24 protein-coding genes and 1 other RNA gene are annotated in these 24,652 nt (G+C 58.4%); 11 read left to right on the forward strand and 14 right to left on the reverse strand.

The features are described from left to right. Window positions 1–113: 113 nt before the first annotated feature. Window positions 114–1,256 carry a DegT/DnrJ/EryC1/StrS family aminotransferase gene (locus N7D90_RS23425; protein ID WP_261740199.1) on the forward strand — a complete coding sequence of 381 codons (1,143 nt, stop codon included), beginning with the start codon at window positions 114–116 and terminating at the stop codon, window positions 1,254–1,256. Between the two features lie 137 nt (window positions 1,257–1,393). On the opposite strand, the gene gcvH is transcribed toward N7D90_RS23425, so the two are convergent. The 8 genes from gcvH to N7D90_RS23465 all read right to left on the reverse strand — a co-directional run bounded on the left by gcvH (window position 1,394) and on the right by N7D90_RS23465 (window position 10,442). After that, complete coding sequence (gene gcvH / locus N7D90_RS23430; protein ID WP_095000723.1) at window positions 1,394–1,777, reverse strand: glycine cleavage system protein GcvH; 384 nt, start codon at window positions 1,775–1,777, stop codon at window positions 1,394–1,396. Between the two features lie 62 nt (window positions 1,778–1,839). Then, window positions 1,840–2,922, reverse strand: a complete 1,083-nt coding sequence (gcvT, locus tag N7D90_RS23435; RefSeq protein WP_261740200.1) for a glycine cleavage system aminomethyltransferase GcvT — start codon at window positions 2,920–2,922, stop codon at window positions 1,840–1,842. Window positions 2,923–3,075: 153 nt separating this feature from the next. Beyond that, entirely contained in the window at window positions 3,076–4,692 is a 1,617-nt protein-coding gene (locus N7D90_RS23440) for an ABC transporter permease (RefSeq protein ID WP_261740201.1), read from the reverse strand. Window positions 4,693–4,839: 147 nt separating this feature from the next. Beyond that, complete coding sequence (locus N7D90_RS23445) at window positions 4,840–5,841, reverse strand: extracellular solute-binding protein (RefSeq protein ID WP_261740202.1); 1,002 nt, start codon at window positions 5,839–5,841, stop codon at window positions 4,840–4,842. Between the two features lie 203 nt (window positions 5,842–6,044). After that, complete coding sequence (locus N7D90_RS23450; protein WP_261742516.1) at window positions 6,045–7,262, reverse strand: 2-octaprenyl-3-methyl-6-methoxy-1,4-benzoquinol hydroxylase; 1,218 nt, start codon at window positions 7,260–7,262, stop codon at window positions 6,045–6,047. Between the two features lie 86 nt (window positions 7,263–7,348). After that, window positions 7,349–8,536, reverse strand: a complete 1,188-nt coding sequence (ubiH, locus tag N7D90_RS23455; protein WP_261740203.1) for a 2-octaprenyl-6-methoxyphenyl hydroxylase — start codon at window positions 8,534–8,536, stop codon at window positions 7,349–7,351. Next, complete coding sequence (gene pepP / locus N7D90_RS23460; RefSeq protein WP_261740204.1) at window positions 8,533–9,855, reverse strand: Xaa-Pro aminopeptidase; 1,323 nt, start codon at window positions 9,853–9,855, stop codon at window positions 8,533–8,535. The genes ubiH and pepP overlap by 4 nt, the downstream gene beginning before the upstream one ends. Before the next feature lie 29 nt (window positions 9,856–9,884). Beyond that, window positions 9,885–10,442: a YecA family protein gene (locus tag N7D90_RS23465; RefSeq protein ID WP_261740205.1), complete on the reverse strand. Its 558-nt coding sequence runs from the start codon at window positions 10,440–10,442 to the stop codon at window positions 9,885–9,887. Between the two features lie 169 nt (window positions 10,443–10,611). Between N7D90_RS23465 and N7D90_RS23470 the strand changes: the two genes are divergently transcribed. The 4 genes from N7D90_RS23470 to N7D90_RS23485 all read left to right on the forward strand — a co-directional run bounded on the left by N7D90_RS23470 (window position 10,612) and on the right by N7D90_RS23485 (window position 12,036). After that, window positions 10,612–10,821 carry a TIGR02449 family protein gene (locus N7D90_RS23470; protein ID WP_261740206.1) on the forward strand — a complete coding sequence of 70 codons (210 nt, stop codon included), beginning with the start codon at window positions 10,612–10,614 and terminating at the stop codon, window positions 10,819–10,821. Next, a complete protein-coding gene (locus N7D90_RS23475) occupies window positions 10,818–11,135 on the forward strand; it encodes a cell division protein ZapA (protein WP_261740207.1) in 318 nt (105 codons plus the stop codon). Before N7D90_RS23470 ends, N7D90_RS23475 begins: the two co-directional genes overlap by 4 nt. Window positions 11,136–11,166: 31 nt before the next feature. Next, window positions 11,167–11,344, forward strand: a non-coding RNA gene (gene ssrS, locus N7D90_RS23480) — 6S RNA. 86 nt (window positions 11,345–11,430) lie between these two features. Continuing rightward, a complete protein-coding gene (locus N7D90_RS23485; RefSeq protein WP_261740208.1) occupies window positions 11,431–12,036 on the forward strand; it encodes a 5-formyltetrahydrofolate cyclo-ligase in 606 nt (201 codons plus the stop codon). 44 nt (window positions 12,037–12,080) lie between these two features. On the opposite strand, the gene N7D90_RS23490 is transcribed toward N7D90_RS23485, so the two are convergent. Beyond that, window positions 12,081–12,230 (reverse strand): hypothetical protein, encoded by a 150-nt coding sequence (locus tag N7D90_RS23490; RefSeq protein WP_261740209.1) that lies wholly within the window; start codon window positions 12,228–12,230, stop codon window positions 12,081–12,083. A 196-nt stretch (window positions 12,231–12,426) separates the two neighbouring features. On the opposite strand from N7D90_RS23490, the gene N7D90_RS23495 reads away from it, so the two are divergent. The 4 genes from N7D90_RS23495 to N7D90_RS23510 all read left to right on the forward strand — a co-directional run bounded on the left by N7D90_RS23495 (window position 12,427) and on the right by N7D90_RS23510 (window position 17,829). Continuing rightward, window positions 12,427–12,888, forward strand: coding sequence for an EVE domain-containing protein (locus N7D90_RS23495; RefSeq protein ID WP_261740210.1), 462 nt, complete (start codon window positions 12,427–12,429; stop codon window positions 12,886–12,888). A 128-nt stretch (window positions 12,889–13,016) separates the two neighbouring features. Continuing rightward, a complete protein-coding gene (locus tag N7D90_RS23500; RefSeq protein ID WP_261740211.1) occupies window positions 13,017–13,982 on the forward strand; it encodes an HlyD family secretion protein in 966 nt (321 codons plus the stop codon). Beyond that, the gene (rbbA, locus tag N7D90_RS23505; RefSeq protein ID WP_261740212.1) at window positions 13,979–16,711 is read left to right on the forward strand and encodes a ribosome-associated ATPase/putative transporter RbbA; all 2,733 of its coding nucleotides are present in this window, start codon (window positions 13,979–13,981) and stop codon (window positions 16,709–16,711) included. The genes N7D90_RS23500 and rbbA overlap by 4 nt, the downstream gene beginning before the upstream one ends. Then, window positions 16,711–17,829 (forward strand): ABC transporter permease, encoded by a 1,119-nt coding sequence (locus N7D90_RS23510; RefSeq protein WP_261740213.1) that lies wholly within the window; start codon window positions 16,711–16,713, stop codon window positions 17,827–17,829. The genes rbbA and N7D90_RS23510 overlap by 1 nt, the downstream gene beginning before the upstream one ends. Before the next feature lie 27 nt (window positions 17,830–17,856). Here the strand turns inward: N7D90_RS23510 and N7D90_RS23515 are convergent, their stop codons facing one another. Together N7D90_RS23515 and N7D90_RS23520 are read right to left on the reverse strand one after the other, a co-directional pair. After that, window positions 17,857–18,261: a flagellar basal body-associated protein FliL gene (locus tag N7D90_RS23515; RefSeq protein ID WP_261740214.1), complete on the reverse strand. Its 405-nt coding sequence runs from the start codon at window positions 18,259–18,261 to the stop codon at window positions 17,857–17,859. A gap of 52 nt (window positions 18,262–18,313) precedes the next feature. Continuing rightward, window positions 18,314–19,009 carry an energy transducer TonB gene (locus N7D90_RS23520; RefSeq protein WP_261740215.1) on the reverse strand — a complete coding sequence of 232 codons (696 nt, stop codon included), beginning with the start codon at window positions 19,007–19,009 and terminating at the stop codon, window positions 18,314–18,316. Window positions 19,010–19,364: 355 nt separating this feature from the next. Here N7D90_RS23520 and glpT point away from each other — a divergent pair, with 355 nt between their 5' ends. Further along, window positions 19,365–20,720, forward strand: coding sequence for a glycerol-3-phosphate transporter (glpT, locus tag N7D90_RS23525; protein ID WP_261740216.1), 1,356 nt, complete (start codon window positions 19,365–19,367; stop codon window positions 20,718–20,720). Here the strand turns inward: glpT and N7D90_RS23530 are convergent. After that, window positions 20,717–21,364 carry a gamma-glutamylcyclotransferase gene (locus N7D90_RS23530; RefSeq protein WP_261742517.1) on the reverse strand — a complete coding sequence of 216 codons (648 nt, stop codon included), beginning with the start codon at window positions 21,362–21,364 and terminating at the stop codon, window positions 20,717–20,719. The genes glpT and N7D90_RS23530 overlap by 4 nt on opposite strands. A gap of 216 nt (window positions 21,365–21,580) precedes the next feature. On the opposite strand from N7D90_RS23530, the gene N7D90_RS23535 reads away from it, so the two are divergent. Beyond that, the gene (locus tag N7D90_RS23535; RefSeq protein ID WP_261740217.1) at window positions 21,581–22,060 is read left to right on the forward strand and encodes a sn-glycerol-3-phosphate transporter; all 480 of its coding nucleotides are present in this window, start codon (window positions 21,581–21,583) and stop codon (window positions 22,058–22,060) included. Window positions 22,061–22,166: 106 nt separating this feature from the next. On the opposite strand, the gene N7D90_RS23540 is transcribed toward N7D90_RS23535, so the two are convergent. Together N7D90_RS23540 and ubiD are read right to left on the reverse strand one after the other, a co-directional pair. Beyond that, window positions 22,167–23,135, reverse strand: a complete 969-nt coding sequence (locus tag N7D90_RS23540; protein WP_261740218.1) for a CDP-6-deoxy-delta-3,4-glucoseen reductase — start codon at window positions 23,133–23,135, stop codon at window positions 22,167–22,169. Then, window positions 23,135–24,601, reverse strand: a complete 1,467-nt coding sequence (gene ubiD, locus N7D90_RS23545; RefSeq protein WP_261740219.1) for a 4-hydroxy-3-polyprenylbenzoate decarboxylase — start codon at window positions 24,599–24,601, stop codon at window positions 23,135–23,137. Before ubiD ends, N7D90_RS23540 begins: the two co-directional genes overlap by 1 nt. Window positions 24,602–24,652: the final 51 nt, after the last annotated feature.

Genomic DNA, 24,652 nt, shown 5'->3' on the forward strand with positions numbered 1-24,652 from the left:
AGCCGCCATACAGAATTTTCACCCGATGTGAGCGATCCTCCGAGTATGATCTTGAGCGATATGCTACTGCTCTTTGGTCACCCAAACTCATTCACATCGGACGTCACGCCTCTATGAGCTCGTTGCCTTTCCTGCCGTTTTCCAAACCCACCATTGATGAAGCCACCATTGCTGCCGTGGGCGACGTATTGCGCTCGGGCTGGATTACCAGCGGACCAAAGGTCCAGGCCTTCGAAGCGCAGTTGTCCGAGTATTTTGGCGGGCGCCCGGTGCGCACCTTCAACTCCGGCACCTGCACTATGGAAATCGCTCTGCGCATTGCAGGTATCGGTGCGGGCGATGAAGTCATCACTACACCTATTTCGTGGGTGGCCACCGCTAACGTGATTATCGAAGTCGGCGCCACGCCGGTGTTTGCCGATATCGACCCGGTAACACGCAATATCGATCTGGCCAAGCTCGAAGCAGCCATCACCCCGCGCACCAAAGCAATCATTCCGGTGTACCTGTCGGGCTTGCCAGTAGACATGGACGCGCTCTACGCGCTGGCCAAAAAGCATAATCTGCGTGTCGTTGAAGACGCTGCTCAAGCGCTGGGCTCCAGCTGGCAAGGTCAGCGTATTGGGGCTCGCGGCGACTTTGTCTCGTTCAGCTTTCAGGCCAACAAAAACATCACCTCATCCGAGGGCGGTTGCCTGGTACTGAACAACGAAGAAGAAGCCCGACTGGCCGAGAAATATCGCCTGCAAGGCGTTACCCGCACCGGTTTCGACGGTCTGGATGTCGATGTACTGGGCGGCAAGTTCAATATGACCGACATCGCCGCTGCGATTGGCCTGGGCCAGTTTGCCCATATCGAAACCATCACGGCCCATCGCAGGGAATTGGCCAAGCATTATTTCGAATGCTTCGGGCCAGAGTTTGAAGCCAAGTACGGTGCACAACTGCCGGTCGCAGACTTCAACAACACCAACTGGCACTTGTTCCAGCTTGTATTGCCTGAGCGCAAGGACGGCCAGCCTGCACGTGCAACCTTCATGAAAGAGATGCAGGCGCTGGGCGTCGGCGTGGGCTACCACTACCCGCCAATTCACTTGCTGAGTTTGTATCGTGCGCTGGGCTTCAAGGAGGGGATGTTCCCGGTTGCCGAGCGTGTCGGACGACTGATCGTATCGTTGCCGATGTTTACGGCAATGACCAAGGCCGATGTGGAGCGTTCGGTTGCAGCGGTGAAAGCAGTACTGAAAGACGCTTAAATACAACTCGATACACATGTGGGAGCGGGCTTGCTCGCGATACGGCTCACGCGGTCTGTCAGGTAAACCGCATGGATACCATCGCGAGCAAGCCCGCTCCCACAAGAGCAATAGTCAATCCCACAGTAAACCGGGGATTACTCGCCGATTGCAGCCTTGTAGCCGGCAGCGTCCAGCAGCTTTTCCAGCTCGGCCGTGTTGCTTGGCTTGAGTTTGAAAATCCAGCTGGTGTACGGTTCGCTGTTCAGCGACTCCGGGCTGTCTGCCAGTGCTTCGTTGACCGCAATCACTTCGCCCGACACCGGCGAGTAGATGTCCGAAGCTGCTTTTACCGATTCCACAACGCCCGCGGTATCGCCTGCGGCGAATACTTTGCCGACTTCGGCCAGCTCAACAAACACCACATCCCCCAAGGCTTCCTGAGCGTGATCGCTGATGCCGACGGTAACCGTGCCATCCGCTTCCAGGCGTGCCCACTCGTGACTTTCGGCAAAGCGCAACTCAGCAGGGATCAGGCTCATATTCAGTGTCCTCAAGAATTAATGTCAGCGGCACACACTCTGTGCATGCCCGCCAGTAAAGGTTAAATCAGGGCTTTACCCTGACGAACAAAAGTAGGTTTGACTACGCGAACCGGGTACCACTTGCCACGAATCTCAACCTCGGCACGATCAGCCGTTGCCATCGGAACTCGCGCCAAGGCAATCGATTTGCTTAGCGTAGGAGAGAAGCTACCACTGGTGATCTCTCCTTCGCCAACATTGGCGATGCGAACCACCTGATGAGCGCGTAAAACGCCCCGTTCCTCGAGCACCAGCCCCACAAGCTTGAGCTGCACGCCACCAGCCTTTTCGGCCTCCAGCGCTTCGCGCCCCACAAACTTGCGCGAGGCAGGCTCCCAGGCGATGGTCCAGGCCATGTTGGCGCAAAGAGGGGAAACAGACAGGTGGATATCCTGCCCATAGAGGTTCATGCCGGCTTCAAGACGCAAGGTATCGCGTGCGCCCAGGCCAATCGGTGATATACCGGCGCCTACCAGATCGTTGAAAAAAGCCGGGGCCTGATCGGCCGGGAGGACAATTTCCAGACCATCTTCACCGGTATAGCCGGTACGGGCGATAAACCAGTCGCCATTGCTCTGCCCTTCGAAGGGCTTGAGCTGCTGGATCAACTGACCACGTGCCTGACTCACCAGCTCGGCCACTTTATGCCGTGCCTGTGGCCCCTGAATGGCCAATAGGGCCAGTTCCGGGCGCTCCTGCAGTTGCACGTCATAGCCCTGGCGCTGAGTCTCCATCCAGGCCATATCCTGATCACGTGTAGCGGCATTGACGATAAGCCGATAACCCGTGGGCATCAGATAGACAATCATGTCGTCGACCACACCGCCCTGCTCATTGAGCATGGCGCTGTACAAGGCGCGGCCGGGCGTATTCAAACGCTCGACATCATTGGCCAGCAAGTACTGGAGCCATTCCTTGGCCTGTAGCCCGGTGATGTCGATCACGGTCATATGCGAGACATCAAAAACCCCACAGTCGCGGCGCACCTCATGGTGTTCCTCAACTTGCGAGCCGTAATGCAAGGGCATATCCCAACCGCCAAAATCGACCATCTTCGCGCCGAGGGCGAGATGCAGGTCATACAGAGGCGTACGCTGTCCCATGGGTTTCTCCTTCCGGGCTTGGCGAGGGTGCGGACAGGCTGCGAAGCATTTCAAGCCTGAAAAATGGCCTTCTTACATCACGCAGAAACCTGGTCTGACAGACAGACCGCACCGAATGCCGCGCATTGTAGCCGCATGGAGGAGGACTGACACCTAACCGATTCGATGTGCCGAGCGACGAATCAGCCCGATGACTGGTAACAAACCGACCAGCACCAGCGTCAGGGCGGGCAACGAGGCCCGCGCCCATTCGCCTTCGCTGGTCATCTCGAAGATCCGCACCGCCAGCGTATCCCAGCCAAACGGGCGCATCAGCAAGGTGGCCGGCATTTCCTTGAGCACATCGACAAACACCAGCAGTGCAGCACTCAAGGTGCCTGGCAGCAGTAACGGCAGATACACTTTGAAAAACAGTCGTGGACCACTGACCCCCAGACTGCGTGCAGCTTCCGGCAAGGAAGGACGAATACGCGCCAGGCTGTTTTCCAGCGGGCCATAGGCCACGGCGATAAACCGCACCAGATACGCCAACAACAAGGCCGACAGGCTGCCCAGTAACAGCGGCTTGCCCGCGCCGCCCAACCAGCCCGATACCGGGATCACCAGTTCGCGATCCAGGTAGCTGAATGCCAACATGATCGACACCGCCAACACCGAGCCCGGCAAGGCATAGCCCAGGTTCGCCAGGCTGACCCCGGCGCGAATGGCCGGGGTAGGCGCCTGACGTCGGGCAAATGCCAGCACCAGAGCCACGCTGACGGTGATCAGCGCCGCCATGGCGCCCAAATACAGTGTGTGCAGGATCAAACCGGTGTATCGCTCGTCCAGGTCAAACCGCCCTCGCTGCCAGAACCACACCACCAGTTGCAGCATCGGGATCACGAACGCACAGGCAAACACCAGCAAGCACCAACCACTGGCCAGCCACGCCTTGGGCCCACGCAGGTGATACAAGGCGCTGACGCGTGGCCGTTCGTTACTGGCGCGGCTGGCACCTCGGGCGCGGCGTTCGCCGTAGAGCACCAGCATGACCACCAGCAACAGCAAACTGGCCAATTGCGCCGCTGTCGACAGACTGAAAAAACCGTACCAGGTTTTATAGATAGCGGTGGTGAAGGTGTCGAAGTTGAACACTGACACGGCGCCAAAGTCGGCCAGGGTTTCCATCAGGGCCAGCGCCACACCCGCACCGATCGCCGGGCGCGCCATCGGCAACGCCACGCGCCAGAACGCCTGCCACGGGCTTTGCCCCAGTACCCGGGCGGCTTCCATCAGGCCTTTGCCCTGCGCCAGAAACGCCGTGCGCGCCAACAGGTAGACGTAGGGGTAGAACACCAGAATCAGCACGATGATCACCCCGCCGGTAGAACGCACCCGCGGTAACCTCAGACCCATGCCAAACCATTCACGCAGCAGGGTTTGCACGGGCCCGGCAAAATCCAGCAAGCCAACAAAGACAAACGCCAGCACATAGGCAGGAATCGCAAACGGCAGCATCAGCGCCCAATCCAGCCAACGCCTGCCGGGGAACTCACACAGGCTGGTCAGCCACGCCAGGCTCACACCGAGCAGCGTGACCCCAACACCCACCCCGACGATCAGCGTCAAGGTATTGCCCAGCAGGCGCGGCATTTGCGTGTCCCACAGGTGGCTCCAGATCTGGCCATCAATGCTTTGCCAGGACAACAGCAAAACGCTCAGCGGCAACAGCACCAGAGCAGCAATGACAAAGACCAGCGGATACCAGCGGCGTTGGGCAGGATGGGCCACGAAAAACTCTCGGAAGGTGGGTGGGACGACGTGAAAACGAATGTGGGAGCGGGCTTGCTCGCGATGCAAACACCGCAGTTTCAAATGAAACCCCGGCGATGCTATCGCGAGCAAGCCCGCTCCCACAGGTATTACTTCAGACTCTTATCAGTTCCAGCCAGCACGGTCCATCATGCGGATCGCTTCGGCCTGGCGCTTGCCCGCCACTTCAACCGGCAGTTCGTCGGCCTTGAATTTGCCCCAGCTGGCCACTTCGGCCGAAGGTGCAACGCTTGGGTTGGCCGGGAATTCCTGGTTTACACCAGCAAAAATCGATTGGGCTTCAGGAGTGGTCATCCACTCCACCAGTGCCTTGGCCGCTTCGGGATGCGGGGCGTACTTGGTCAGGCCAATGCCCGACAAGTTGACGTGAACGCCACGGTCAGCCTGATTAGGCCAGAACAGTTTCACCGCCAGATCCGGCTTTTGCTTGTGCAAACGGCCGTAGTAGTAAGTGTTGACGATACCCACGTCACACTGCCCGGCGTTGATTGCCTCGAGCACCGCGATGTCATCCGAGAATACGTCCGTAGACAGGTTGTTGACCCAGCCCTTGAGGATTTTTTCGGTTTTCTCAGCACCATTCACTTCGATCATGGTGGCCGTCAGCGACTGGTTGTAAACCTTCTTGGCGGTGCGCAGGCACAGTCGACCTTCCCAGTTCTTGTCGGCCAAAGCCTCGTAGGTCGACAACTCTTCAGGCTTAACCCGGTCAGTCGAATAGGCGATGGTCCGTGCGCGCAGGCTCAGGCCCGTCCACTCATGGGAGGAGGAGCGGTATTGCGGCGGGATATTTTTGTCGATCACCTCGGAGGTGAACGGCTGCAGGATGCCCATTTGCTCGGCTTGCCACAGGTTACCGGCGTCTACGGTCAGCAACAGGTCGGCGGTGGCGTTCTGCCCCTCAGCCTTGATGCGCTGCATCAGCGGCGCTTCCTTGTCGGTGATGAACTTGACCTTGACCCCTGTTTTGGCGGTGTAGGCATCAAATACCGGTTTGATCAGCTCGTCGATACGCGAGGAGTAAACCACCACTTCATCGGCAGCAGAAACGCTGCTCGCAAAAACGGTTAGGGCCAGGGCAGTCAGTAGACGCTTGGGTGCCAACATGAGGGGCGGTCTCTCTTAATGCGAATCGGGCGTAAATGGTAGTGAATCACATTTAACAGCTCAACCTAACTCGCCACCGAGGAGTTACCAGATGTTACTGAAGCCCTGCAGCCGCTGCCGCAGGCTGCGATAAGGGCCGAAGGACCTTCAAGAAACGGGGACGCTTCGCAGCCTCGTGCCTCGACATCGGCTACATAGATTTTTCAGGGCTTGGCCAGCGGTGGCAAGTCGCCGCTCAGGCCAAGCGCCTGGCGCACGAACAGCGCTTTGGCTTCAGGCATTTTATTGACCCACTTCAAGCCGGTATTACGCAGCAGGCGTGCGGTCAGCGAGTCGGCCTGGAACAACCGCTCAAAACCTTCCATCGCCGCCATCAAGGCCAGGTTGTGCGGCATGCGCCGACGCTCGAAACGGCTCAATACACGCACATCGGCCAAACGCTCGCCGCGCTCAGCCGCGTGCAACAATACATGTGCCAGCACCGCCGCATCCAGAAACCCCAGGTTTACACCCTGCCCAGCCAGCGGGTGAATGGTGTGCGCCGCATCACCGATCAACGCCAGGCCTTCGGCCACATAGCGTTTGGCATGGCGTTGACGCAGGGGCACACACACCCGCGGATCAGCACTCAACACGCTGCCCAGACGGCCTTCAAAGGCCAGTTCCAGTTCGCGGCAGAAGGTTGCGTCGTCCAGTGCCATCAAGTGCGCAGCCTGTTCGGGGGTGGTCGACCAGACAATCGAGCACCAGTCCTGCTGACCATCGCGCTCAAGGGGCAAAAATGCCAGCGGACCGTGGTCGGTAAAACGCTGCCAGGCGGTCTGCTGATGGGGTTCAGCGCAACGCACGCTGGTGACGATAGCGTGATGCTGATAATCCCACTCCCGAGTCTCACAGCCGGTCAGGCGACGAACCGCCGAGTTGGCGCCATCAGCGGCAACCACCAGCGGCGCACGCAGGGTGCGGCCATCAGCCAGGGTCAGCAGCCAGTCGTCGCCTGAACGGCGCATCTGTTCCATGCGCGCATTGGCCAGCATTTCGATCCTGGTGCCCTGCAGGCACTCAAGCAGCGCGTCCTGCACCACGCGGTTCTCGACAATATGGCCCAGCACCTCGGCATGCACGCTGGCCGCCGAAAAGTGGATCTGCCCTGTGCCGCTGCCATCCCATACCTGCATATGCGAATAGGGGCTGACACGACGTCGGGTGATGCCCTCCCACGCGCCAAGACGCTGCAAGATACGCTGGCTGGCCGCCGACAGGGCGCTGACCCGAGGTTCGAACGGCGCCTCGGCGGCAAAGGGCTGGACGCTCAGCGGGCTGCCATCGAGCAGCAGGATTTTCAGCCCGCTGTCCTTGAGCGCCAGCGCCAGTGCGCTCCCGACCATTCCGGCCCCAACAATCAGCAGATCTGCGCGCATTTCCATGCTTTAAGCCTGTCTCGCTAGCGGCGTACGCCGCACCTGAAAAAATGGATCGACATGGAGCGTACTCGCCCCAGTCGTCATCAACTGTCTGCGCGGGTGCCCAGGCCCATTGCCTGGCGGGCAAACCAGCGCTTGGCCGGTGGCAGCAGGTCGAGGCCGAGTAAACCGAGGTTTCGACCCAGCGAAACCAATGGCTGCTCACTGCCAAACACCCGCGTTACCTGGTCCGAAAAGCCTATGGTCAGTTGCTGGTCGAGTTTTTGCGCCTGTTGATAACTCAGCAGCGTAGTGAAATCACCGGGCTTTTTATCACTGGCCAGCAAAGCATCGGCCAAGGCCTGGGCATCTCGCAGGGACAGGTTAAAGCCCTGCCCGGCAATCGGATGCAGGCTGTGGGCCGCGTTACCCAATACCGCCAGATGCGGGCGTACCTGCTCTTGCGCTTCAATCAGCGTCAACGGGTACAGATGCCGCGCGCCCACTTGCTTGAGCGTGCCCAGACGGTAGCCGAACACGCCCTGCAGTTCGCTGAGAAAGCTACGTTCGTCCAGTGCTGCCAGACGCTGTGCGTCCATCCCCAGACGGGTCCATACCAGTGCGCAGCGGTTGTCCGGCAACGGCAACAAGGCCATCGGGCCTTCGTCGGTGAAACGCTCGAATGCCATCCCGCCGTGAGGTCGGCTTGGGGTGATATTGGCTATCAGCGCGCTCTGGTTATAAGGCTGCTGACGCACATGGATGCCCAACTGCTCGCGCAAGCCCGAACGCCCACCATCGGCCAATACCGCGAGGTCGCACTCCAGGGTTGTCTCATCGTTAAGGGTCAGGCGGTAGCCGTCTTCCAGCGGTTGCATGTGGATAACTTCGGCCGGGCAACGCCAGCTGATCACGTCCGGGTCCAGACTTTTCCACAGGCATTGGCCCAGCCAGGCGTTTTCAACCACATAACCCAGGGCCGGAACCCCTTCTTCGCTAGCCGACAACCGCGCCGTCGAGAATCGTCCGCGATCGGACACATGAATGTCCTTGATCGGTTCGCCGCGCTCGGCAATCGATGGCCACAGGCCCAAACGCTCATAGATGATCCGGGCGCCATAGCTGAGCGCCGAAGAGCGGGCGTCGTAGCTGGGCTGATAGCTGTTGCCGGGAGCGAACGGCTCGATCAATACGATCTTCCAGCCACGGGCCTTGGCCCCGGCCTGCAACGCCAGCGCCAGGCTCGCGCCCACCAGACCGCCACCGATGATTGCCAGATTGACCCGACTCATGCCGCGCTCGCCATCAGGGCTTCGATCTCGGCGACGGTTTTTGGCACATCGCCGCTCAAAATTTCACAACCGTGTTTGGTGACCACTACGTCGTCCTCGATCCGCACACCAATGCCGCGCCATTTTTTCGCGACACTCAGGTTGTTCGGGCTGATATAGATGCCCGGCTCGACAGTCAGGGTCATGCCGACTTCCAGCACGCGCCACTCGCCGCCGACCTTGTATTCACCCACGTCATGCACATCGAGTCCCAGCCAGTGGCCGGCGCGGTGCATATAAAACGCCTTGTAGGCTTCGCTTGCGATCAATTCCTGAACATCGCCCTGCAACAAACCCAACTCCACCAGGCCTGCGGTAATGACCTGGACCGTGGCTTCGTGAGCCTGATTCCAGTGTTTGTCGGGGGCTATCTCGGCAAAGGCGGCTTCTTGCGCAGCCAGCACCAACTCGTAAATAGCCTTTTGCTCCGCCGAAAACCTGCCGTTCACCGGAAAGGTGCGGCTGATATCGCTGGCATAGCAATCGATCTCACAGCCAGCATCAATCAATACCAGATCGCCACTTTTGAGCAGGGCGTCGTTCTCCTGGTAATGCAGGATGCAGCTGTTATCGCCAGAGGCGACGATGGAGCCATAGGCTGGCATTTTTGCCCCGCTCTTACGGAATTCGTAATCCAGCTCGGCCTCAAGGCTGTATTCATGCAGGCCGGCGCGGCTGGCCTGCATTGCACGCACATGGGCACGAGCCGAAATTTGCGCCGCATGGCGCATGACCTTGAGTTCTGCCGCCGATTTATACAGGCGCATGTCATGCAGCAGATGATCCAGAGCAACGAATTCGTTAGGCGGCTGAGCGCCGAGGTTGGCCTTGGAGCGAATCGCGTTGACCCACTCCATCAGGTTGCGGTCGAATTCGGGGTTGCCGCCCATCGCCGAATACACCCGGTCACGGCCTTCAATCAGGCCCGGCAGGATGTCGTCGATGTCGGTAATCGGAAATGCGTCGTCGGCGCCGAAGTCGCGGATAGCGCCCTCTTGCCCGGCACGCAAGCCGTCCCACAGTTCGCGCTCGGCATTGCGCTCACGGCAAAACAGTACGTACTCGCCGTGCGCCCTGCCCGGGATCAATACGATCACCGCCGAAGGCTCGGGAAAGCCGCTCAGGTACTGGAAATTGCTGTCTTGCCGGTACACATGTTCGACATCGCGATTGCGAATAGCCACCGCCGCAGCGGGCAAAATCGCAATGCTGTTGGGCTCCATCTGCGCCATGAGTGCCTTGCGGCGACGTGCGTATTCCGATTTCGGGATATGGATCATGGGCAGACGGGTTCCCTCTTTACGATCAATCAGTGCAGCGAAGGCTTGGCTGCAGCAGGTTCAGCGGTTTTTTTGGTTTCGGTGAACAGCAACAGCGGCGCAACGCGCAGGTATTCCATCACTTCCATGTAGTCGCTTTCGCCGTCTTCGGACTCTTCCAGTGCATCTTGCACCTGAGCAACGGCTGCCAGGTCGCGCAGTACCTCGTTGGCTTCATCGCTCAACGCGTAGGCGCGGCGAGTCAGGCCGAAACCGGAGAGGAAGCCCTGGCACCACTGACCCAATGCGGCGGCGCGCTCGGTCAGCGGTGTGTCATCGGTTGGCAGCAACAGCACAACGGTCATGTCGTCGCTGTTCAGCTCGCCCTTGACCATCTCTTGCAAACCGATCAAGGCATTGCGTACGTTGTCTTGTGGCTCGCCTGCCAACAGCTCGGCGGCTTCGACCAACCAGCCGTCGGCATCGAAACCGGCGCCAGCGCAACTGCGGCCCAACAAGTGGCCATGCAGTTCAGCAGGCGAAACGGAGTGGCCGCTGGCGGTCAGCAGGGTAACAAAGGCTTGATACGGGGAATTCTGAATAGGCATGGTCAGCTAGGCGCCAAGCGGCGCTATGTCTAGAATGGAGGGCTTGTATCCTAGCATCGGCTGACGTGCCAGACCATCAAGGCGTCAACTCGTTTGACATAGGGTCTGCTGGCACAACGAAACCTCAACAGGCCTTGGCCATCCATCAGAAATTACACAGTAGGACACAATGGAAGACACCGACCTGCATGCACTGATGGCCAGACTCGAGTTGCTAATTAGCCGAGTCGAGCAACTAAACCGTCAAAACGGACTCTTAATTGCTCAGGAAAAGACTTGGCGCGAGGAACGCGCGCACCTCATTGAAAAAAACGAAATCGCCCGACACAAGGTGGAATCGATGATTTCGCGCCTCAAAGCCCTGGAGCAAGACTCATGAGTTCAAGCAGTAGCGTCACCGTGCACATCCTCGATAAAGAATATTCGATCATGTGCCCCCAGGAAGAACGGACCAACCTGGTGAGCGCCGCCCGCTACCTGGATGGCAAAATGCGTGAAATTCGCAGCAGCGGCAAAGTTATTGGCGCCGACCGTATCGCCGTGATGGCCGCGCTGAATATCACCCACGATCTGCTGCACAAGCAGGAAGTCGCCGAAGTTCAGACCAGCAGCGCCACCCGCGAGCAGGTACGCGACCTGCTGGAGCGCGTTGATCTGGTGTTGGCCACTGATCCGAACGAACGCCAAAGCTGATTCAAAAGGTTTCTTTGGGGTATACTCGCGCCACTCCCTGGAGTATTCGCCAGTTAGCGATGTCCCTGAGCCGATTCGCACTACCCTGGAGCTTGCACGTTGGGCCGGTGTGCATGTCCGCTAGACGGAAAGCCTTAAGGTCTACTGCAACTTCCACCTTGAACTTTCGGGTTCAAGGGCCAAGCCGACAGCGGTACGTCGGGGAGCCTGATTTACTAGCACAATGCCAGCCACCTGCTGGCATTGGCTTCCACGAGCCACCATCCGGTGTACTCGCTCCTGAACAGCACGCCATATGAACGAACCTGCGACGCCTACCCGCCCGCAACTTCGCCGAATGCTGCGTAAAGCCCGCCGCGACCTGTCGCCCTGCGAGCAACGCCAGGCCGCTCGCGGCCTGTACCGGCAACTGGCGCAACACCCGCTGTTTCGCCGCGCCAAACACATCTCTCTGTACCTGCCCACTGACGGTGAAATCGATCCGCGTCTGCTGCTGCGTGAAGCTCAGCGCCGAGGCAAGATTACCTATCTGCCAGTGCTCAGTGCCTGGCCAAGAACCAAGATGGTATTTCAGCGGGTTGCCCCCGGTGAAAAGCTGATGCCCAACCGTTTTCGTATTCTCGAACCACGCATCAACCGCGCACGCCAACGCAAGGTCTGGGCGCTCGACCTGGTGTTGTTGCCATTGGTGGGGTTTGATGCCACGGGAGGAAGACTGGGTATGGGTGGCGGTTTTTATGACCGCAGCCTGGCATATCAGGCAAGGCGCCAAAGCTGGCGCAAGCCGATACTACTGGGGCTGGCCCACGAGTGTCAGAAGGTCGAGAGTCTGGCTCAGGCCAGCTGGGATGTCCCTTTGCAGGGCACGGTCTCGGACAGGCAGTGGTACGTCGCCCACTGACAGCCATGGCATCGCGGGTGATGCGATGCCATCGTGATCAAGGTTTAGCGTTTGAAGGGTTGTACTTGCTGTTGCGCCAATTCAGCAGGCGCATCGATCGAGTTTGACCAGAGACTTTGTGCATAGCCCGTTGTAACCACACCCAAACCGAACAAAATAACCAATATCCACAGTAAATCCGGTTTGCGTTTCATCGATTGCCCCCCTTCAGGCAAATCAACACGATGACAGCAACGGTTTTTGGTATGGCCCGTGCAGCAGCGTCAAGCTTAAAAGTCGGGCATTTTGCGACAACACGAACACACACGCAAACTCTGACGTCAACCGACTGTCGGTTTATCAAAAAGTTGCCAGACAAAATAACCACGGCATATTTCTGGAGTAGCAAAAATGGCCTATTGGTTGATGAAATCCGAGCCTGACGAGTTCTCGATCAAGGATTTGCAGAAAATCGGCGAAGCGCGCTGGGACGGCGTGCGCAACTATCAAGCGCGTAACTTTATGCGTGCCATGGCGGTGGGTGATTTGTTCTTTTTCTATCATTCCAGTTGCCCCGAGCCGGGTATTGCCGGGATTGGTCGCATTTGCGAGGCTGCTTACCCGGACCCGACCGCGCTCGACCCGCAAAGCCATTATTTCGACCCCAAGGCCAGCGCCGAGAAAAACCCTTGGAGCGCGCTGCAAGTCGCCCATGAGCAGACCTTCCCGCGAGTGATCAAACTCGACTACCTCAAACAACAAACCGCACTGGCCGAAATGCCGCTGGTACAAAAAGGCAGCCGCCTTTCAGTGATGCCCGTGACCCCGGAGCAATGGGCTGCTATCGCAGAGCTTCAAGCTGCAAGGGATTAGCTTAAAGCTAAAAACTTGCCGCTTGCAGCTCAAAAGCCGTCTACGCTCTGGTCTTCCTTTGACTGGCATCAAGTGGTTTTTGCCTTGAAACCGTCAAACTAGAGCGCTCTGTGACACAGGATGTCGGCATGTCTAGCAATCACCGTATTTCCCACTATTTCGTTATCCCCTTGGCTGTCTTGCTGATTGCAGCAGGCGGGTTCGGTTATTGGAAATCCCAGCACGACCGCCTCCCTGAAGGCATCAGCATGGGCAACGGTCGGCTCGAAGCCACTGAAGTGCAAATCGCGGCAAAAACCCCGGGCCGACTGGCCGAAGTACTGGTCGACGAGGGCGATCGCGTGACCCTGGGCCAACTGCTGGCCCGCATGGACACCCGCACCCTGGAAGCCAGCCGCGCGCAAGCCGAAGCCGAAGTACTGCGCGCCCGCCAAACCTTGGCCGCCAACGAAGCCAACGTGCAATTACGCCAAAGCGAAAAACTGCTGGCCAGCCAGGAACTCGCGCGTTTTCGTCAACTGTCCCAGCGTGGTTTTGCCAGCGGCCAACAACTGGACCAGCAACAGGCCCGGTTCGACACCAGTAACGCAGCAGTGACCGCAGCCCAGGCCCAGGTCGCTGCCGCCAAAGCCGCCATTGGCTCATCCCAAGCTCAGGTCGCACAACTGACCAGCGAAATCGATGACAGCAGCCTGCGCGCACCTATCAACGGCGTAATCCAGTTGCGCCTCGCCGAACCGGGCGAAGTGCTGGGCGCAGGCGGACGGGTCTTCATGATGATCGACCCAAGCGACCAGTACATGAACCTGTACTTGCCCGCTTCGGTGGTCGGCAAACTGACGGTCGGCGCCGACGCTCGCATTGTGCTCGACGCCCTGCCCGATCAGGCGCTGCCGGCAAAAATTACTTTTGTTGCCGCCAAATCGCAATTCACCCCCAAAGAAGTCGAAACCCGCGACGAGCGGCAAAAGCTGGTGTTTCGGGTCAAACTGCGCCTCACCGACCCAAGCGCCGTGCCACAGGCCAAGCCAGGCATGCCGGGTGCAGGCTATGTGCGAACCGCCGACGTGAACTGGCCGGCTAATTTGCAATGAGCGATCTGGCGCTCAACGCCAGTGGCATCAACCACTGGTACGGCAAACAGCAAGCGCTGTTCGATATTACCTTCAGCCTGCCCAAAGGCACGCGCTGCGGGCTGATCGGCCCGGATGGCGCGGGTAAATCGAGCCTGCTGGGGCTGATTGCCGGGGTCAAAAAACTGCAACAAGGCACCCTTGAGGTACTTGGCGGCCCGATTGACAACCGCCGTCACCGCAACACCCTGTACCCGTTGATAGCCTTTATGCCCCAGGGCTTGGGCGGCAACCTGTATCCCGAACTGTCGATCAGCGAAAACATCCGTTTTTTCGGCACTCTGTTCGGCCTGTCAAAAGACGACTGCGAACAGCGCATGGCCGAGCTGCTCAAGGCCACCGATCTTGAGCGTTTTGCCGAACGCCCGGCGGGCAAGCTGTCGGGCGGGATGAAGCAAAAGCTCGGGCTGTGCTGCGCGTTGATTCACGAGCCGGACTTGCTGATCCTCGACGAGCCCACCACCGGCGTCGATCCGCTGTCGCGGCGGCGTTTCTGGGAGCTGGTGGACGACGTACGCAGCCAGCGCCCGCAACTCACACTGCTGGTGGCGACTGCCTATATGGAAGAAGCCGAGCAGTTTGAGCACTGCCTGATGCTTGATCGCGGCAAATTGATTGCTTCAGGGTTAAGTCAGGAATTGTCGGCGGCCACCGGCACCGGAAAACTCGACGAGGCCTTTACCCATTACCAGGGCGACAGCGGCCACAGCAATGAACCGCTGGTGATCCCGCCTCGCACCAGCGACAACAGCGATATCGCCATTGAAGCCCACGACCTGACGCTTAAGTTCGGTGACTTTACGGCGGTGAACAAGGTCAGTTTTGCCATTGGCCGAGGTGAGATTTTCGGCTTTTTGGGTTCCAACGGCTGTGGCAAAACCACCACCATGAAAGTCCTGACCGGGCTGATGCCAGCCACCGAGGGCAGCGCCAAACTGCTCGGCAACCCGGTGAATGCCAAAGACCTGGCCACCCGCAAACGGGTTGGTTTTATGTCGCAAAGTTTCTCGCTGTACGGCGAGTTGAGCGTGCGACAAAACCTGGTGCTGCACGCGCAACTCTTCGACTTGCCCAAGGCTGAAAGCGAGCCGCGTATCGAAGAGCTGATCGAACGTTTCGACCTCGGCGCTGTGGCCGCACAGCAGTCCGGAGAACTGCCGCTGGGCCTGCGCCAGCGTTTGTCGCTGGCGGTTGCCGTGCTGCATCGCCCCGAAGTGCTGATCCTCGATGAGCCGACCTCCGGCGTCGACCCGGCCGCCCGTGATGACTTTTGGCGCCTGCTGATCGAGTTGTCTCGCGAGCAGGGGGTGACCATCTTTTTGTCCACCCACTTTATGAACGAAGCCCAGCGCTGCGACCGCATCTCGCTGATGCACGCAGGCAAGGTACTTGCCTGCGATACCCCCGATGCGCTGCAACAACAGTTCAAGGGTGACACGCTGGAAGCCGCTTTCGTTACCTGCCTTGAGCAGGCACAAAACGATCAGGGGGCCAGCCCTGAACCTGCGGCAGAGCCTGGCGCCACGTCGGTCGTCAAAGCACCGCCGCCGGTCAGTAAAAGAGGCTTTAGCCTGACCCGACTGATCGCCGTCGCCAGCCGTGAATCCAAAGAACTGCTGCGCGACAAAGTGCGTATGGCCTTCGCCTTGCTGGGTGCAGTGTTCATGATGGTGATTTTTGGCTACGGCATTTCGCTGGACGTCGAGAACCTTGCCTTCGCTGTCTACGATCAGGACCAAAGCCCGCAAAGCCGGGCCTATCTCGAAGCATTCCGGGGTTCACGCTACTTCGAAGAGCACGCGCCAATCCGTAGTGCTGACGAGTTGCACAAGCGCCTGCAGCGCTCGGAAATCAAAATCGCCCTAGAGATCCCGCCGGGCTTTGGCCGCGATTTGTATGCCGGGCGCCAGCCTACGGTTGCTGCTTGGCTTGATGGCGGCATGCCGTTTCGCGCCGAAACCAGCCGTAGCTATGTGCAGGCCGTGCATCAGGCCAACCTTGCACAACTGGCCACCCTGAGCAGCCTGGCGCAAAACAGGCAGGCCGCTGCCAAGCTTGAAACCCGTTTTCGCTACAACCAGGATGTGATCAGCGTAAACGCCATCGGTCCGGGCGTGATGGCGCTGATTCTCGCGTTTATCCCGGCCATGCTGACCGCACTGGGCATCGTGCGTGAAAAAGAGCTGGGCTCGATCACCAACTTCTATGCCACACCGCTGACGCGCCTTGAATTTCTGTTGGGCAAGCAGGCGCCGTACCTGGCGGTGAGCCTGGTCAACCTGGCATTGCTGGTGGCCATGAACCGCTGGCTGTTTGGCGTACCGTTCAAAGGCAGCGGGATTACTCTGGCGCTGGGCGGGCTGCTGTATGTGTTGTCGACCACCAGCATGGGCCTGTTGATTTCCGCATTCACCCGCACCCAGATCGCAGCGATCCTGGGCACCATGATCATCACCAGCTTGCCGACTATTCAGTTTTCCGGATTGCTTGTGCCGCGCTCCTCACTGGAGGGTGCGTCGGCACTGATGGGCATGCTGTTCCCGGCCGGGCACTTCCTCGATATTGCGGTGGGCACCTTCACCAAAGCGCTCGACCTGCGGCAACTGTGGCCGCAGTGCCTGGCGCTGTTTGGCTTTTTTGTCGCGTTTACCGGGCTGAGTTTGATCATGCTCAAGAAGCAGGAGGTTTGATGCACAAGCTCTCGCACATCCTGCGTCTTGGCCTTAAAGAGCTCACCAGCCTGCGGCATGACAGCGTGCTGCTGCTGTTTTTGCTCTATGCCTTTACGGTGGCGATTTATATGCCCGCCTCGAGTTCTATCATCGGTGTGCACAACGCCAGCGTTGCCATCATTGATGAAGATCACAGTCCTCTGTCACGCAAACTCAGTGAATCGCTGCTGCCGCCAGAGTTCAAAACGCCGCAAGCCTTGCCTTATGACCAGCTCGATCAAGCGATGGATAACGGCCAATACACGTTTGTGATCAATGTGCCGGCCAACTTCCAGGCCGACTTGCTGGCAGGCCGCGAACCCGGTGTGCAAGTCAACATCGACGCGACTGCTATGAGCCAGGCCTTTATGGGCGCGGGATACATCGGGCAGATCTTCCAGCGGGAACTGCTCAACTATTCTGGCCAGGGTGACGCGGCCACTAAAGCCCCGGCACTGATCTCCAGCCGCGCGTTGTTCAACCCCAATCTGGAAGGCGGATGGTTTTTGGCCGTGATCCAGATCGTCAACAACATCACCATTCTGGCCATTGTGCTAACGGGCACCGCCCTGCTGCGCGAGCGCGAACACGGAACCCTCGACCATTTGCTGGTGCTGCCGCTGACGGCGCTGGAAATCATGCTGGCAAAAATCTGGAGCAACATGCTGGTCGTGGTGCTGTGCACCTGGATATCGCTGGAAGTGGTGGTGAAGTGGGCGCTGGGCGTGCCGCTGGCGGGGTCGCTGACCCTGTTTTTGCTGGTTACCGCGCTGTATCTGTTCGCCAGCACCGCGCTGGGGATCTTCCTCGCCACATTGGCCCGTTCAACCCCGCAATTCGGTCTGCTGGCGATCCCGGTGATCATCCCGATGCTCTTGCTCTCGGGCGGCAGCACACCGCTGGACAGCATGCCCGTGTGGCTGCAATGGGTGATGCAGTGCTCGCCGTCGACTCACTTTGTAAGCTTGAGCGCGGCGATCCTGTTCCGCGGTGCGGGAGTGAGCGTGGTGTGGCCTGACTTGCTGGCACTGGCCGGTATCGGACTGGTGTTTTTCGCCATTGCTCTGGCGCGGTTTCGCAAGAGCCTTGCCTCGTAAGCCCGCTCCCACCGGGTCTACGGCGCCCTACTGAACAATCAAATTGTTAAACAGCAGGTCGTCGACCATCGGCTTGCCGGTTTCGTCGGTCATCACTTGCTGGATTTGCTTCAAGGCATCCTGGCGCAGCTTTTCCTTGGCTTCGACACTGCCCAGGGTTTCGCTGGTCTGCTGGGTAAACAGCCCCACCAACTGATTGCGAATCAGCGGATCATTGGCTTTAACTGCCTTGGCCGCCTCGGCACCCGTCACGCGCAAGGAAATATCGGCCTTGTAGACTTTGAGCCTTGAGCTACCGTCCAGGCCGTAGTTGCCCACGAATGGCGGGCTCAGGGTGATATAGCTGACCTTGTCGCCGCCTTCTTGTTCCTCTTGCGCGACTGCCGCCATCGGCAAGGACAGGGCCAGCATCAACATGATCCACGCTTTCACAATTCGCTCCTTTGTTCGGTTTGAGGGCAAGCATACGGGGCTGCTTGCAGGCCTATCCACCGTTATCGGCCAGCACCTGCAAAGCCATAGGCCTGTGAGCCTGGCTTATGCTCACCTCTTCGACCCTTGCATCCTCCATCATCAGTAGCGTCCTGACGCTCTCGGGCAAAATATCCATAAACTTGCGGCTGCGTTTTTGCTGGCAGGTCTGCACCACCCTTACCATCCCTTGTGACAGATCAAACAGCGCCACTGCCAACTGCTCGCTGGAATATTTTTTCGCAATATACGCGCCAACTAACCAGTCGTGAGTGGCCATAAACAATTTCAGCTGTGCCAGCGGCATGTTGATCTTGCGCCGCATATAACGTTCGACCTCGGTATTGAGTTGCCGGCAAGTGGCCCCGCCCAGATCAAAATCGCGCAGATCGGTCACCGAGCTGCGGCTCGTGTCAAAACTGAACACTAGCGGCGCGTTGACTTCGACTTGCGCAGGGTTATCTCCCTCCAGCGGCCAGGTCGAGAATCGCCACTGGCGGACGACCTTCAAGGTGGCCCCGGAAAATTGCGGATGAGTGCTGTAGATAATTTGCGGATCGACCACCGAGCCGTCGGCGTTGACCATAAAGCGCACCCAGACCTCGCCAGACAGTTTGATACGCTGCAGATCAATTGGATATTCAGGTTTGACGACATGCTCGATCGAAGGTGGATAGCCTTTCGCCCATACACTCAATGTCATCAACATACCCAGCACCATCAATACACATTTCATACCTTCCCCCCCGCAATTGCACCAAACCGCGCCCACATGGGTGCAGAGGGGGAAATACTATTAATGTGCTGCCCAATTTCTCAGTTCATGGGCTCCGATCCTGCCGTGGGATGGCTCCGATTGCACATAGGGCCGCTGCCTACTTAAACATTCGCAGCCGATAAATTCGTCATCCCTGTGGATAGTTTTATATCCACACGCCATGTTCATTAGTGAAAACAGCATGCTGGATATTTCCTTCAACACCTGAAGACAATGCCTGTCATTTTCAGTAACGAAAATGTAACGTTCGTGCTCGCTGATATAACAAGAAATTTGGAGCTCTTGAATGTTTGCTTTTTTCCGACCTGCCGCACACCAGGCTCCCCTGCCTGAAGAAAAAATAGACAGCACTTATCGACGACTGCGCTGGCAGATTTTCGCCGGTATTTTCTTCGGTTACGCGGGGTACTACCTGCTGCGTAAAAACTTCTCGCTGGCCATGCCGTACCTGATCGACGAGGGTTATACCCGGGGTCAGCTGGGTGTCGCGATGTCAGCGATTGCCATTGCTTACGGCTTGTCAAAGTTCCTTATGGGACTGGTGTCAGACCGCTCTAATCCGCGCTTCTTCTTGCCCTTTGGCTTGTTGATTTCAGCCGGCGTGATGTTCATTTTCGGTTTCGCACCTTGGGCAACGTCCAGCGTGACCATGATGTTCATTTTGCTGTTTATCAACGGCTGGGCGCAGGGCATGGGCTGGCCGCCGAGTGGCCGGACCATGGTTCACTGGTGGTCGCAGAAGGAACGCGGCGGTGTGGTATCGGTATGGAACGTGGCTCACAACGTGGGCGGCGGCCTGATCGGCCCGCTGTTTTTGCTGGGCATGGCCTGGTTCAACGACTGGCACGCCGCCTTCTATGTGCCCGCAACGGTTGCCCTGGTGGTAGCGTTATTTGCGTTTATTGCCATGCGCGATACCCCGCAGTCTGTCGGTTTGCCGCCGATTGAGCAGTACAAGAATGATTACCCGGTGGGTTACGACTCCAGCCACGAAGACGAATTCAGCGCCAAAGAGATCTTCGTCAAATACGTGCTGCGCAACAAAATGCTCTGGTACATCGCCATGGCTAACGTGTTCGTTTACCTGCTGCGTTACGGCGTACTGGACTGGGCGCCTACCTATCTCAAGGAAGCCAAGCATTTCACGGTGGATACCACCTCGTGGGCATACTTCTTCTATGAGTGGGCGGGAATTCCAGGCACGTTGCTGTGCGGCTGGATGTCGGACAAAATTTTCCGCGGCAATCGCGGCCTGACCGGCATTGTATTTATGTCGCTGGTGACGGTCGCAACGCTGGTTTACTGGCTCAACCCACCGGGCAACCCGACCGTCGACATGATCGCGCTATTCTCTATCGGCTTCCTGATTTACGGGCCGGTGATGCTGATCGGTTTGCAGGCGCTGGAACTGGCACCGAAGAAAGCTGCAGGAACAGCCGCGGGCTTCACCGGGCTGTTCGGCTACCTGGGCGGCTCGGTCGCGGCCAGTGCGGCCATGGGCTATCTGGTTGACCACTTCGGTTGGGATGGCGGCTTTGTGCTGTTGATCAGCGCGTGCCTGTTGGCCATCGCGTTTATGATCCCGACGTTGCGCCACAAAAATACGGCCAGTGAAGAACGTGCGGTCAGCGCTCCCGCTTAAGGCGTGACCGGCCCACAGCGCTTGAGTCGCGCCTCCAGGTTTCGATCTGGCATGGCGTGACTGCGCAGGGCGTTTACGGTCTGCTCGACATAATCGCGAGTAGTGCCGTAGCGCCCACTGGCGTTGGCCAGTACCTGGCTCAACACGCCATCCGGAAGGTTGCCCGCATAGCTGGGCAGATGTCGCTCCAGCACAAACCCCAAGGCCTGCACCTGACTGCCATCTTCGAGTCGGCAGGTAAGCCAGTGAGGACGATACGAGGGCACCGGCATTTCGCGCAGCCACAGGGCGTAGAGCGAGGCGTCGAGGTTGTCTTCGGGCAAGCGATAAGCAAAGCCACTGCATGAACCACCACGGTCCAGGCCAAACACCAGGCCCGGCCATTGCGGCGTGCCGCGATGCTCGTGGGACCACAAATACAACCCGCGATGGTAGCCATGCACCCGGCCACGCACACGCTCGACCGCCGTGCACTCTGGACGCCAGATCAGGGAGCCATACGCAAACAACCAAACCGGCCCGCCTTGGTGACGCGCCATAGTGCTGTGCATGGAGTTGAGCAATTGCTCCGGGGTCAACGGCGCCCCTAGGTCGAGTCGCGGCGGATAAGCCAGATTCAAGCAGGCAGATTCACGGGTAGTTATCGCAGAAGGCATTGGGTCCTACAGGCATTACATGCAGTAAACAAAATAACGACCTGAATCTTATAGCACCCAATACGCTATGGCCCGCCCAGCAAGACGTATGGCTCGGCGACTTCACATATGCAACTAGACTCAAAACGGCTTTCGTTCAGGGATTCTTCAAACAATCCCTTTATAGTTGCCAGCCACAGGCGCACACCCAACAGAGGTTGTTACATGAAAAACATTGGGATTTGCTACCTGTTGATATTGGCGTATGCCAGTTCAGCACTGGCACAAGATGACACACAGCAAAAAGAAGATGGCTTCTGGTATCTGCAAACCAGTGTCTATACCCGACACTTTTCGCCAGATTCAGAACATAACAACAATCAGGATCTGATCGGCATTGAGCACCATGACGCTTCAGGCTGGTTGTTCGGCGGAGCGACCTTTCGCAACTCATTTAGACAGCGTTCGTATTACGCCTATGCAGGCAAACGCTTTGATAGCGACACGTACCCGGTATACCTGAAGCTGACAGGCGGCCTGCTGGAAGGCTACCACGGTGAATACCAGGACAAGATTCCGCTCAACCGCTTCGGTGTAGCCCCGGTGATTATTCCCTCGGTCGGCGCTTACTACGGCCCGGTAGCAGCCGAGTTGGTGCTGCTAGGCTTCAATGCGGCAATGATTACCACCGGCCTGCGCTTTTGAACTTGCTATGACGTAGTCGCTGCCGAGGCACGAAGGCTGCGAGCTTTAAATTTTAACAGCTCGCAGCCTTCGTGCCTCGGCAGCGACTACGGATGTTGCGTTGTGCTCAAGGCCGCGGGCAATAGGCAAACACATCGGCACGCATCTGGTGTGCGTCCATGCCTGCAGCCACCAGCGCATCAAGAGTGCCGTAGATCATCGCAGGCGAGCCGCTGGCATAAACATGCACGCTGGCCAGATCGCTGATGTCTTCACACACTGCCTCATGCAACATGCCGCACCGCCCTTCCCAGCCACACAAGTCACTCACCACCTTGTGCAGGAACAGGTTGGGGATTTTCTCCCACTCAGCCCACTGTTCCAGGGTGTAGAAGTCCTCGGGACGACGTACCCCCCAATACAGATGCACCGGATGCTTGAAGCCTTTGGCGCGGCAATGCTCGATCAGGCTGTGCATTTGCGCCATGCCGGTGCCAGCAGCGATCAAGACCAACGGCCCGTCCGGCAGTTCGGACAAATGGGTGTCACCAAACGGCAGCTCAAGACGAACCATTTTGTTGCGCTGCAGTTGTTCGATCAGGCGCCGCGCGCTGTCTTCGCGCACCAGCACATGCAGTTCAAGGTCGCGCCCCGAATGCGGCGCGCTGGCCAGCGAAAACGCCGATTTATCGCCGTTTTCACGTTCCAGCATCACGTATTGTCCGGCGTGATAACGCGGTGGCTTGCCCGCAGGTGCACGCAAGCGCACCCGCCACACATCGCCACCCATATCGACACATTCGGTCAATTGACACGCCAGGCTACGCACCGGTAACTCTCCCAACGCAAGCACGCCATCCCACAACACTACACAGTCTTCCAGCGGCGCCGCCAGGCAGGTGTAAAACTCGCCGTGATCACGCACATCACCCGCCTGCTCCACCTGACCCTCAACCAGCAAGGCCGCACACACGTGGCAATTACCATTGCGACAGCTCTGTGGGCATTCATAGCCCAAACGCTGGGCCGCATCCAGAATTCGCTCGCCAGGCAAGGTTTCCAGTACCGCACCTGAAGGCTGCAAGGTTACACGCATCAATCTATTCCTAATTGATTCCAGATGTCATCGATCCGGCGAGTGACCGCCTCATCCTTGACGATGACCCGGCCCCATTCGCGGGTGGTTTCACCCGGCCATTTATTGGTCGCATCCAGCCCCATCTTCGAACCCAGGCCGGAAACCGGTGAGGCAAAGTCGAGGTAATCGATTGGCGTGTTGTCGATCATCACCGTGTCGCGCTTGGGGTCCATGCGCGTGGTAATGGCCCAGATCACGTCGTTCCAATCGCGGGCATTGATGTCGTCGTCAGTGACGATAACGAATTTGGTGTACATGAACTGGCGCAAAAACGACCACACACCCAGCATTACGCGCTTGGCATGCCCCGGATACTGCTTTTTGATGGTCACGATGGCCATGCGGTACGAGCAGCCTTCGGGTGGCAAGTAGAAGTCGGTGATTTCCGGAAACTGCTTTTGCAGGATCGGCACAAACACTTCGTTCAGCGCCACACCCAAAATCGCCGGTTCATCCGGTGGACGGCCGGTATAGGTGCTGTGGTAGATCGGTTTGACCCGATGGGTGATGCGCTCGACGGTGAACACCGGGAAGCTGTCGACTTCGTTGTAGTAACCGGTATGGTCGCCGTACGGGCCTTCTGGGGCCATCTCACCGGGATGAATCACGCCTTCAAGGATGATTTCTGCAGTGGCAGGCACTTGCAGGTCGTTGCCACGGCACTTCACCAGCTCGGTGCGATTGCCCCGCAGCAAGCCCGCAAAGGCGTACTCCGACAAGCTGTCCGGCACAGGGGTCACAGCACCGAGAATGGTCGCTGGGTCAGCACCCAGGGCCACGGATACCGGGAATGGCTGGCCAGGGTGTTTTTCGCACCAGTCGCGGTAATCCAGCGCGCCGCCACGGTGGCTCAACCAGCGCATGATGACCTTGTTGCGGCCAATCACCTGCTGGCGATAAATGCCCAGGTTCTGACGCTCCTTGTTCGGCCCCTTGGTCACGGTCAGGCCCCAGGTAATCAGCGGCGCAACGTCACCCGGCCAGCAGTGCTGAACCGGCAACAGGCCAAGATCGACGTCATCACCTTCGATGACCACTTCCTGGCACACCGCGTCTTTGACGACTTTGGGGGCCATGGCAATGATCTTGCGGAAGATCGGCAGCTTGGACCATGCGTCTTTCAAACCTTTAGGCGGCTCAGGCTCCTTGAGGAACGCCAGCAGCTTGCCGATTTCACGCAACTCACTGACCGCCTCGGCACCCATGCCCAAGGCCACGCGCTCCGGCGTACCAAACAGGTTACCGAGCACCGGAATGTCGTAGCCCACCGGGTTTTCAAACAGTAAAGCCGGACCTTTCGCACGCAAAGTACGGTCGCAGATTTCTGTCATTTCCAGCTTGGGAGACACTGGAACCTGGATGCGCTTGAGTTCGCCGCGCTTTTCCAGGCCGCTAATAAAGTCGCGTAAGTCGCGATACTGCATGCTTGAGCCTCATAGTGGCCGTGGCGTTGGGAAGCAGAGTGTAGCGCCCAA

Origin of the sequence: Pseudomonas fragi, assembly GCF_025426255.1 — a bacterium.
GTDB classification, from domain to species: Bacteria; Pseudomonadota; Gammaproteobacteria; order Pseudomonadales; family Pseudomonadaceae; genus Aquipseudomonas; species Aquipseudomonas kulmbachensis.

What these genes read in the sequence shown, in the direction of transcription:
- glpT (WP_261740216.1), top strand. Translation starts at nt 19,365, where the DNA reads ATGTTTGCTTTTTTCCGACCTGCCGCACACCAGGCTCCCCTGCCTGAA.
- N7D90_RS23465 (WP_261740205.1), bottom strand. Translation starts at nt 10,442, where the DNA reads ATGCCTATTCAGAATTCCCCGTATCAAGCCTTTGTTACCCTGCTGACC.
- N7D90_RS23495 (WP_261740210.1), top strand. Translation starts at nt 12,427, where the DNA reads ATGGCCTATTGGTTGATGAAATCCGAGCCTGACGAGTTCTCGATCAAG.
- N7D90_RS23500 (WP_261740211.1), top strand. Translation starts at nt 13,017, where the DNA reads ATGTCTAGCAATCACCGTATTTCCCACTATTTCGTTATCCCCTTGGCT.
- N7D90_RS23485 (WP_261740208.1), top strand. Translation starts at nt 11,431, where the DNA reads ATGAACGAACCTGCGACGCCTACCCGCCCGCAACTTCGCCGAATGCTG.
- ubiD (WP_261740219.1), bottom strand. Translation starts at nt 24,601, where the DNA reads ATGCAGTATCGCGACTTACGCGACTTTATTAGCGGCCTGGAAAAGCGC.
- N7D90_RS23470 (WP_261740206.1), top strand. Translation starts at nt 10,612, where the DNA reads ATGGAAGACACCGACCTGCATGCACTGATGGCCAGACTCGAGTTGCTA.
- N7D90_RS23425 (WP_261740199.1), top strand. Translation starts at nt 114, where the DNA reads ATGAGCTCGTTGCCTTTCCTGCCGTTTTCCAAACCCACCATTGATGAA.
- N7D90_RS23490 (WP_261740209.1), bottom strand. Translation starts at nt 12,230, where the DNA reads ATGAAACGCAAACCGGATTTACTGTGGATATTGGTTATTTTGTTCGGT.
- gcvT (WP_261740200.1), bottom strand. Translation starts at nt 2,922, where the DNA reads ATGGGACAGCGTACGCCTCTGTATGACCTGCATCTCGCCCTCGGCGCG.
- N7D90_RS23535 (WP_261740217.1), top strand. Translation starts at nt 21,581, where the DNA reads ATGAAAAACATTGGGATTTGCTACCTGTTGATATTGGCGTATGCCAGT.
- N7D90_RS23510 (WP_261740213.1), top strand. Translation starts at nt 16,711, where the DNA reads ATGCACAAGCTCTCGCACATCCTGCGTCTTGGCCTTAAAGAGCTCACC.
- N7D90_RS23450 (WP_261742516.1), bottom strand. Translation starts at nt 7,262, where the DNA reads ATGCGCGCAGATCTGCTGATTGTTGGGGCCGGAATGGTCGGGAGCGCA.
- N7D90_RS23520 (WP_261740215.1), bottom strand. Translation starts at nt 19,009, where the DNA reads ATGTTGATGACATTGAGTGTATGGGCGAAAGGCTATCCACCTTCGATC.
- pepP (WP_261740204.1), bottom strand. Translation starts at nt 9,855, where the DNA reads ATGATCCATATCCCGAAATCGGAATACGCACGTCGCCGCAAGGCACTC.
- gcvH (WP_095000723.1), bottom strand. Translation starts at nt 1,777, where the DNA reads ATGAGCCTGATCCCTGCTGAGTTGCGCTTTGCCGAAAGTCACGAGTGG.
- rbbA (WP_261740212.1), top strand. Translation starts at nt 13,979, where the DNA reads ATGAGCGATCTGGCGCTCAACGCCAGTGGCATCAACCACTGGTACGGC.
- N7D90_RS23475 (WP_261740207.1), top strand. Translation starts at nt 10,818, where the DNA reads ATGAGTTCAAGCAGTAGCGTCACCGTGCACATCCTCGATAAAGAATAT.
- N7D90_RS23445 (WP_261740202.1), bottom strand. Translation starts at nt 5,841, where the DNA reads ATGTTGGCACCCAAGCGTCTACTGACTGCCCTGGCCCTAACCGTTTTT.
- ubiH (WP_261740203.1), bottom strand. Translation starts at nt 8,536, where the DNA reads ATGAGTCGGGTCAATCTGGCAATCATCGGTGGCGGTCTGGTGGGCGCG.
- N7D90_RS23540 (WP_261740218.1), bottom strand. Translation starts at nt 23,135, where the DNA reads ATGCGTGTAACCTTGCAGCCTTCAGGTGCGGTACTGGAAACCTTGCCT.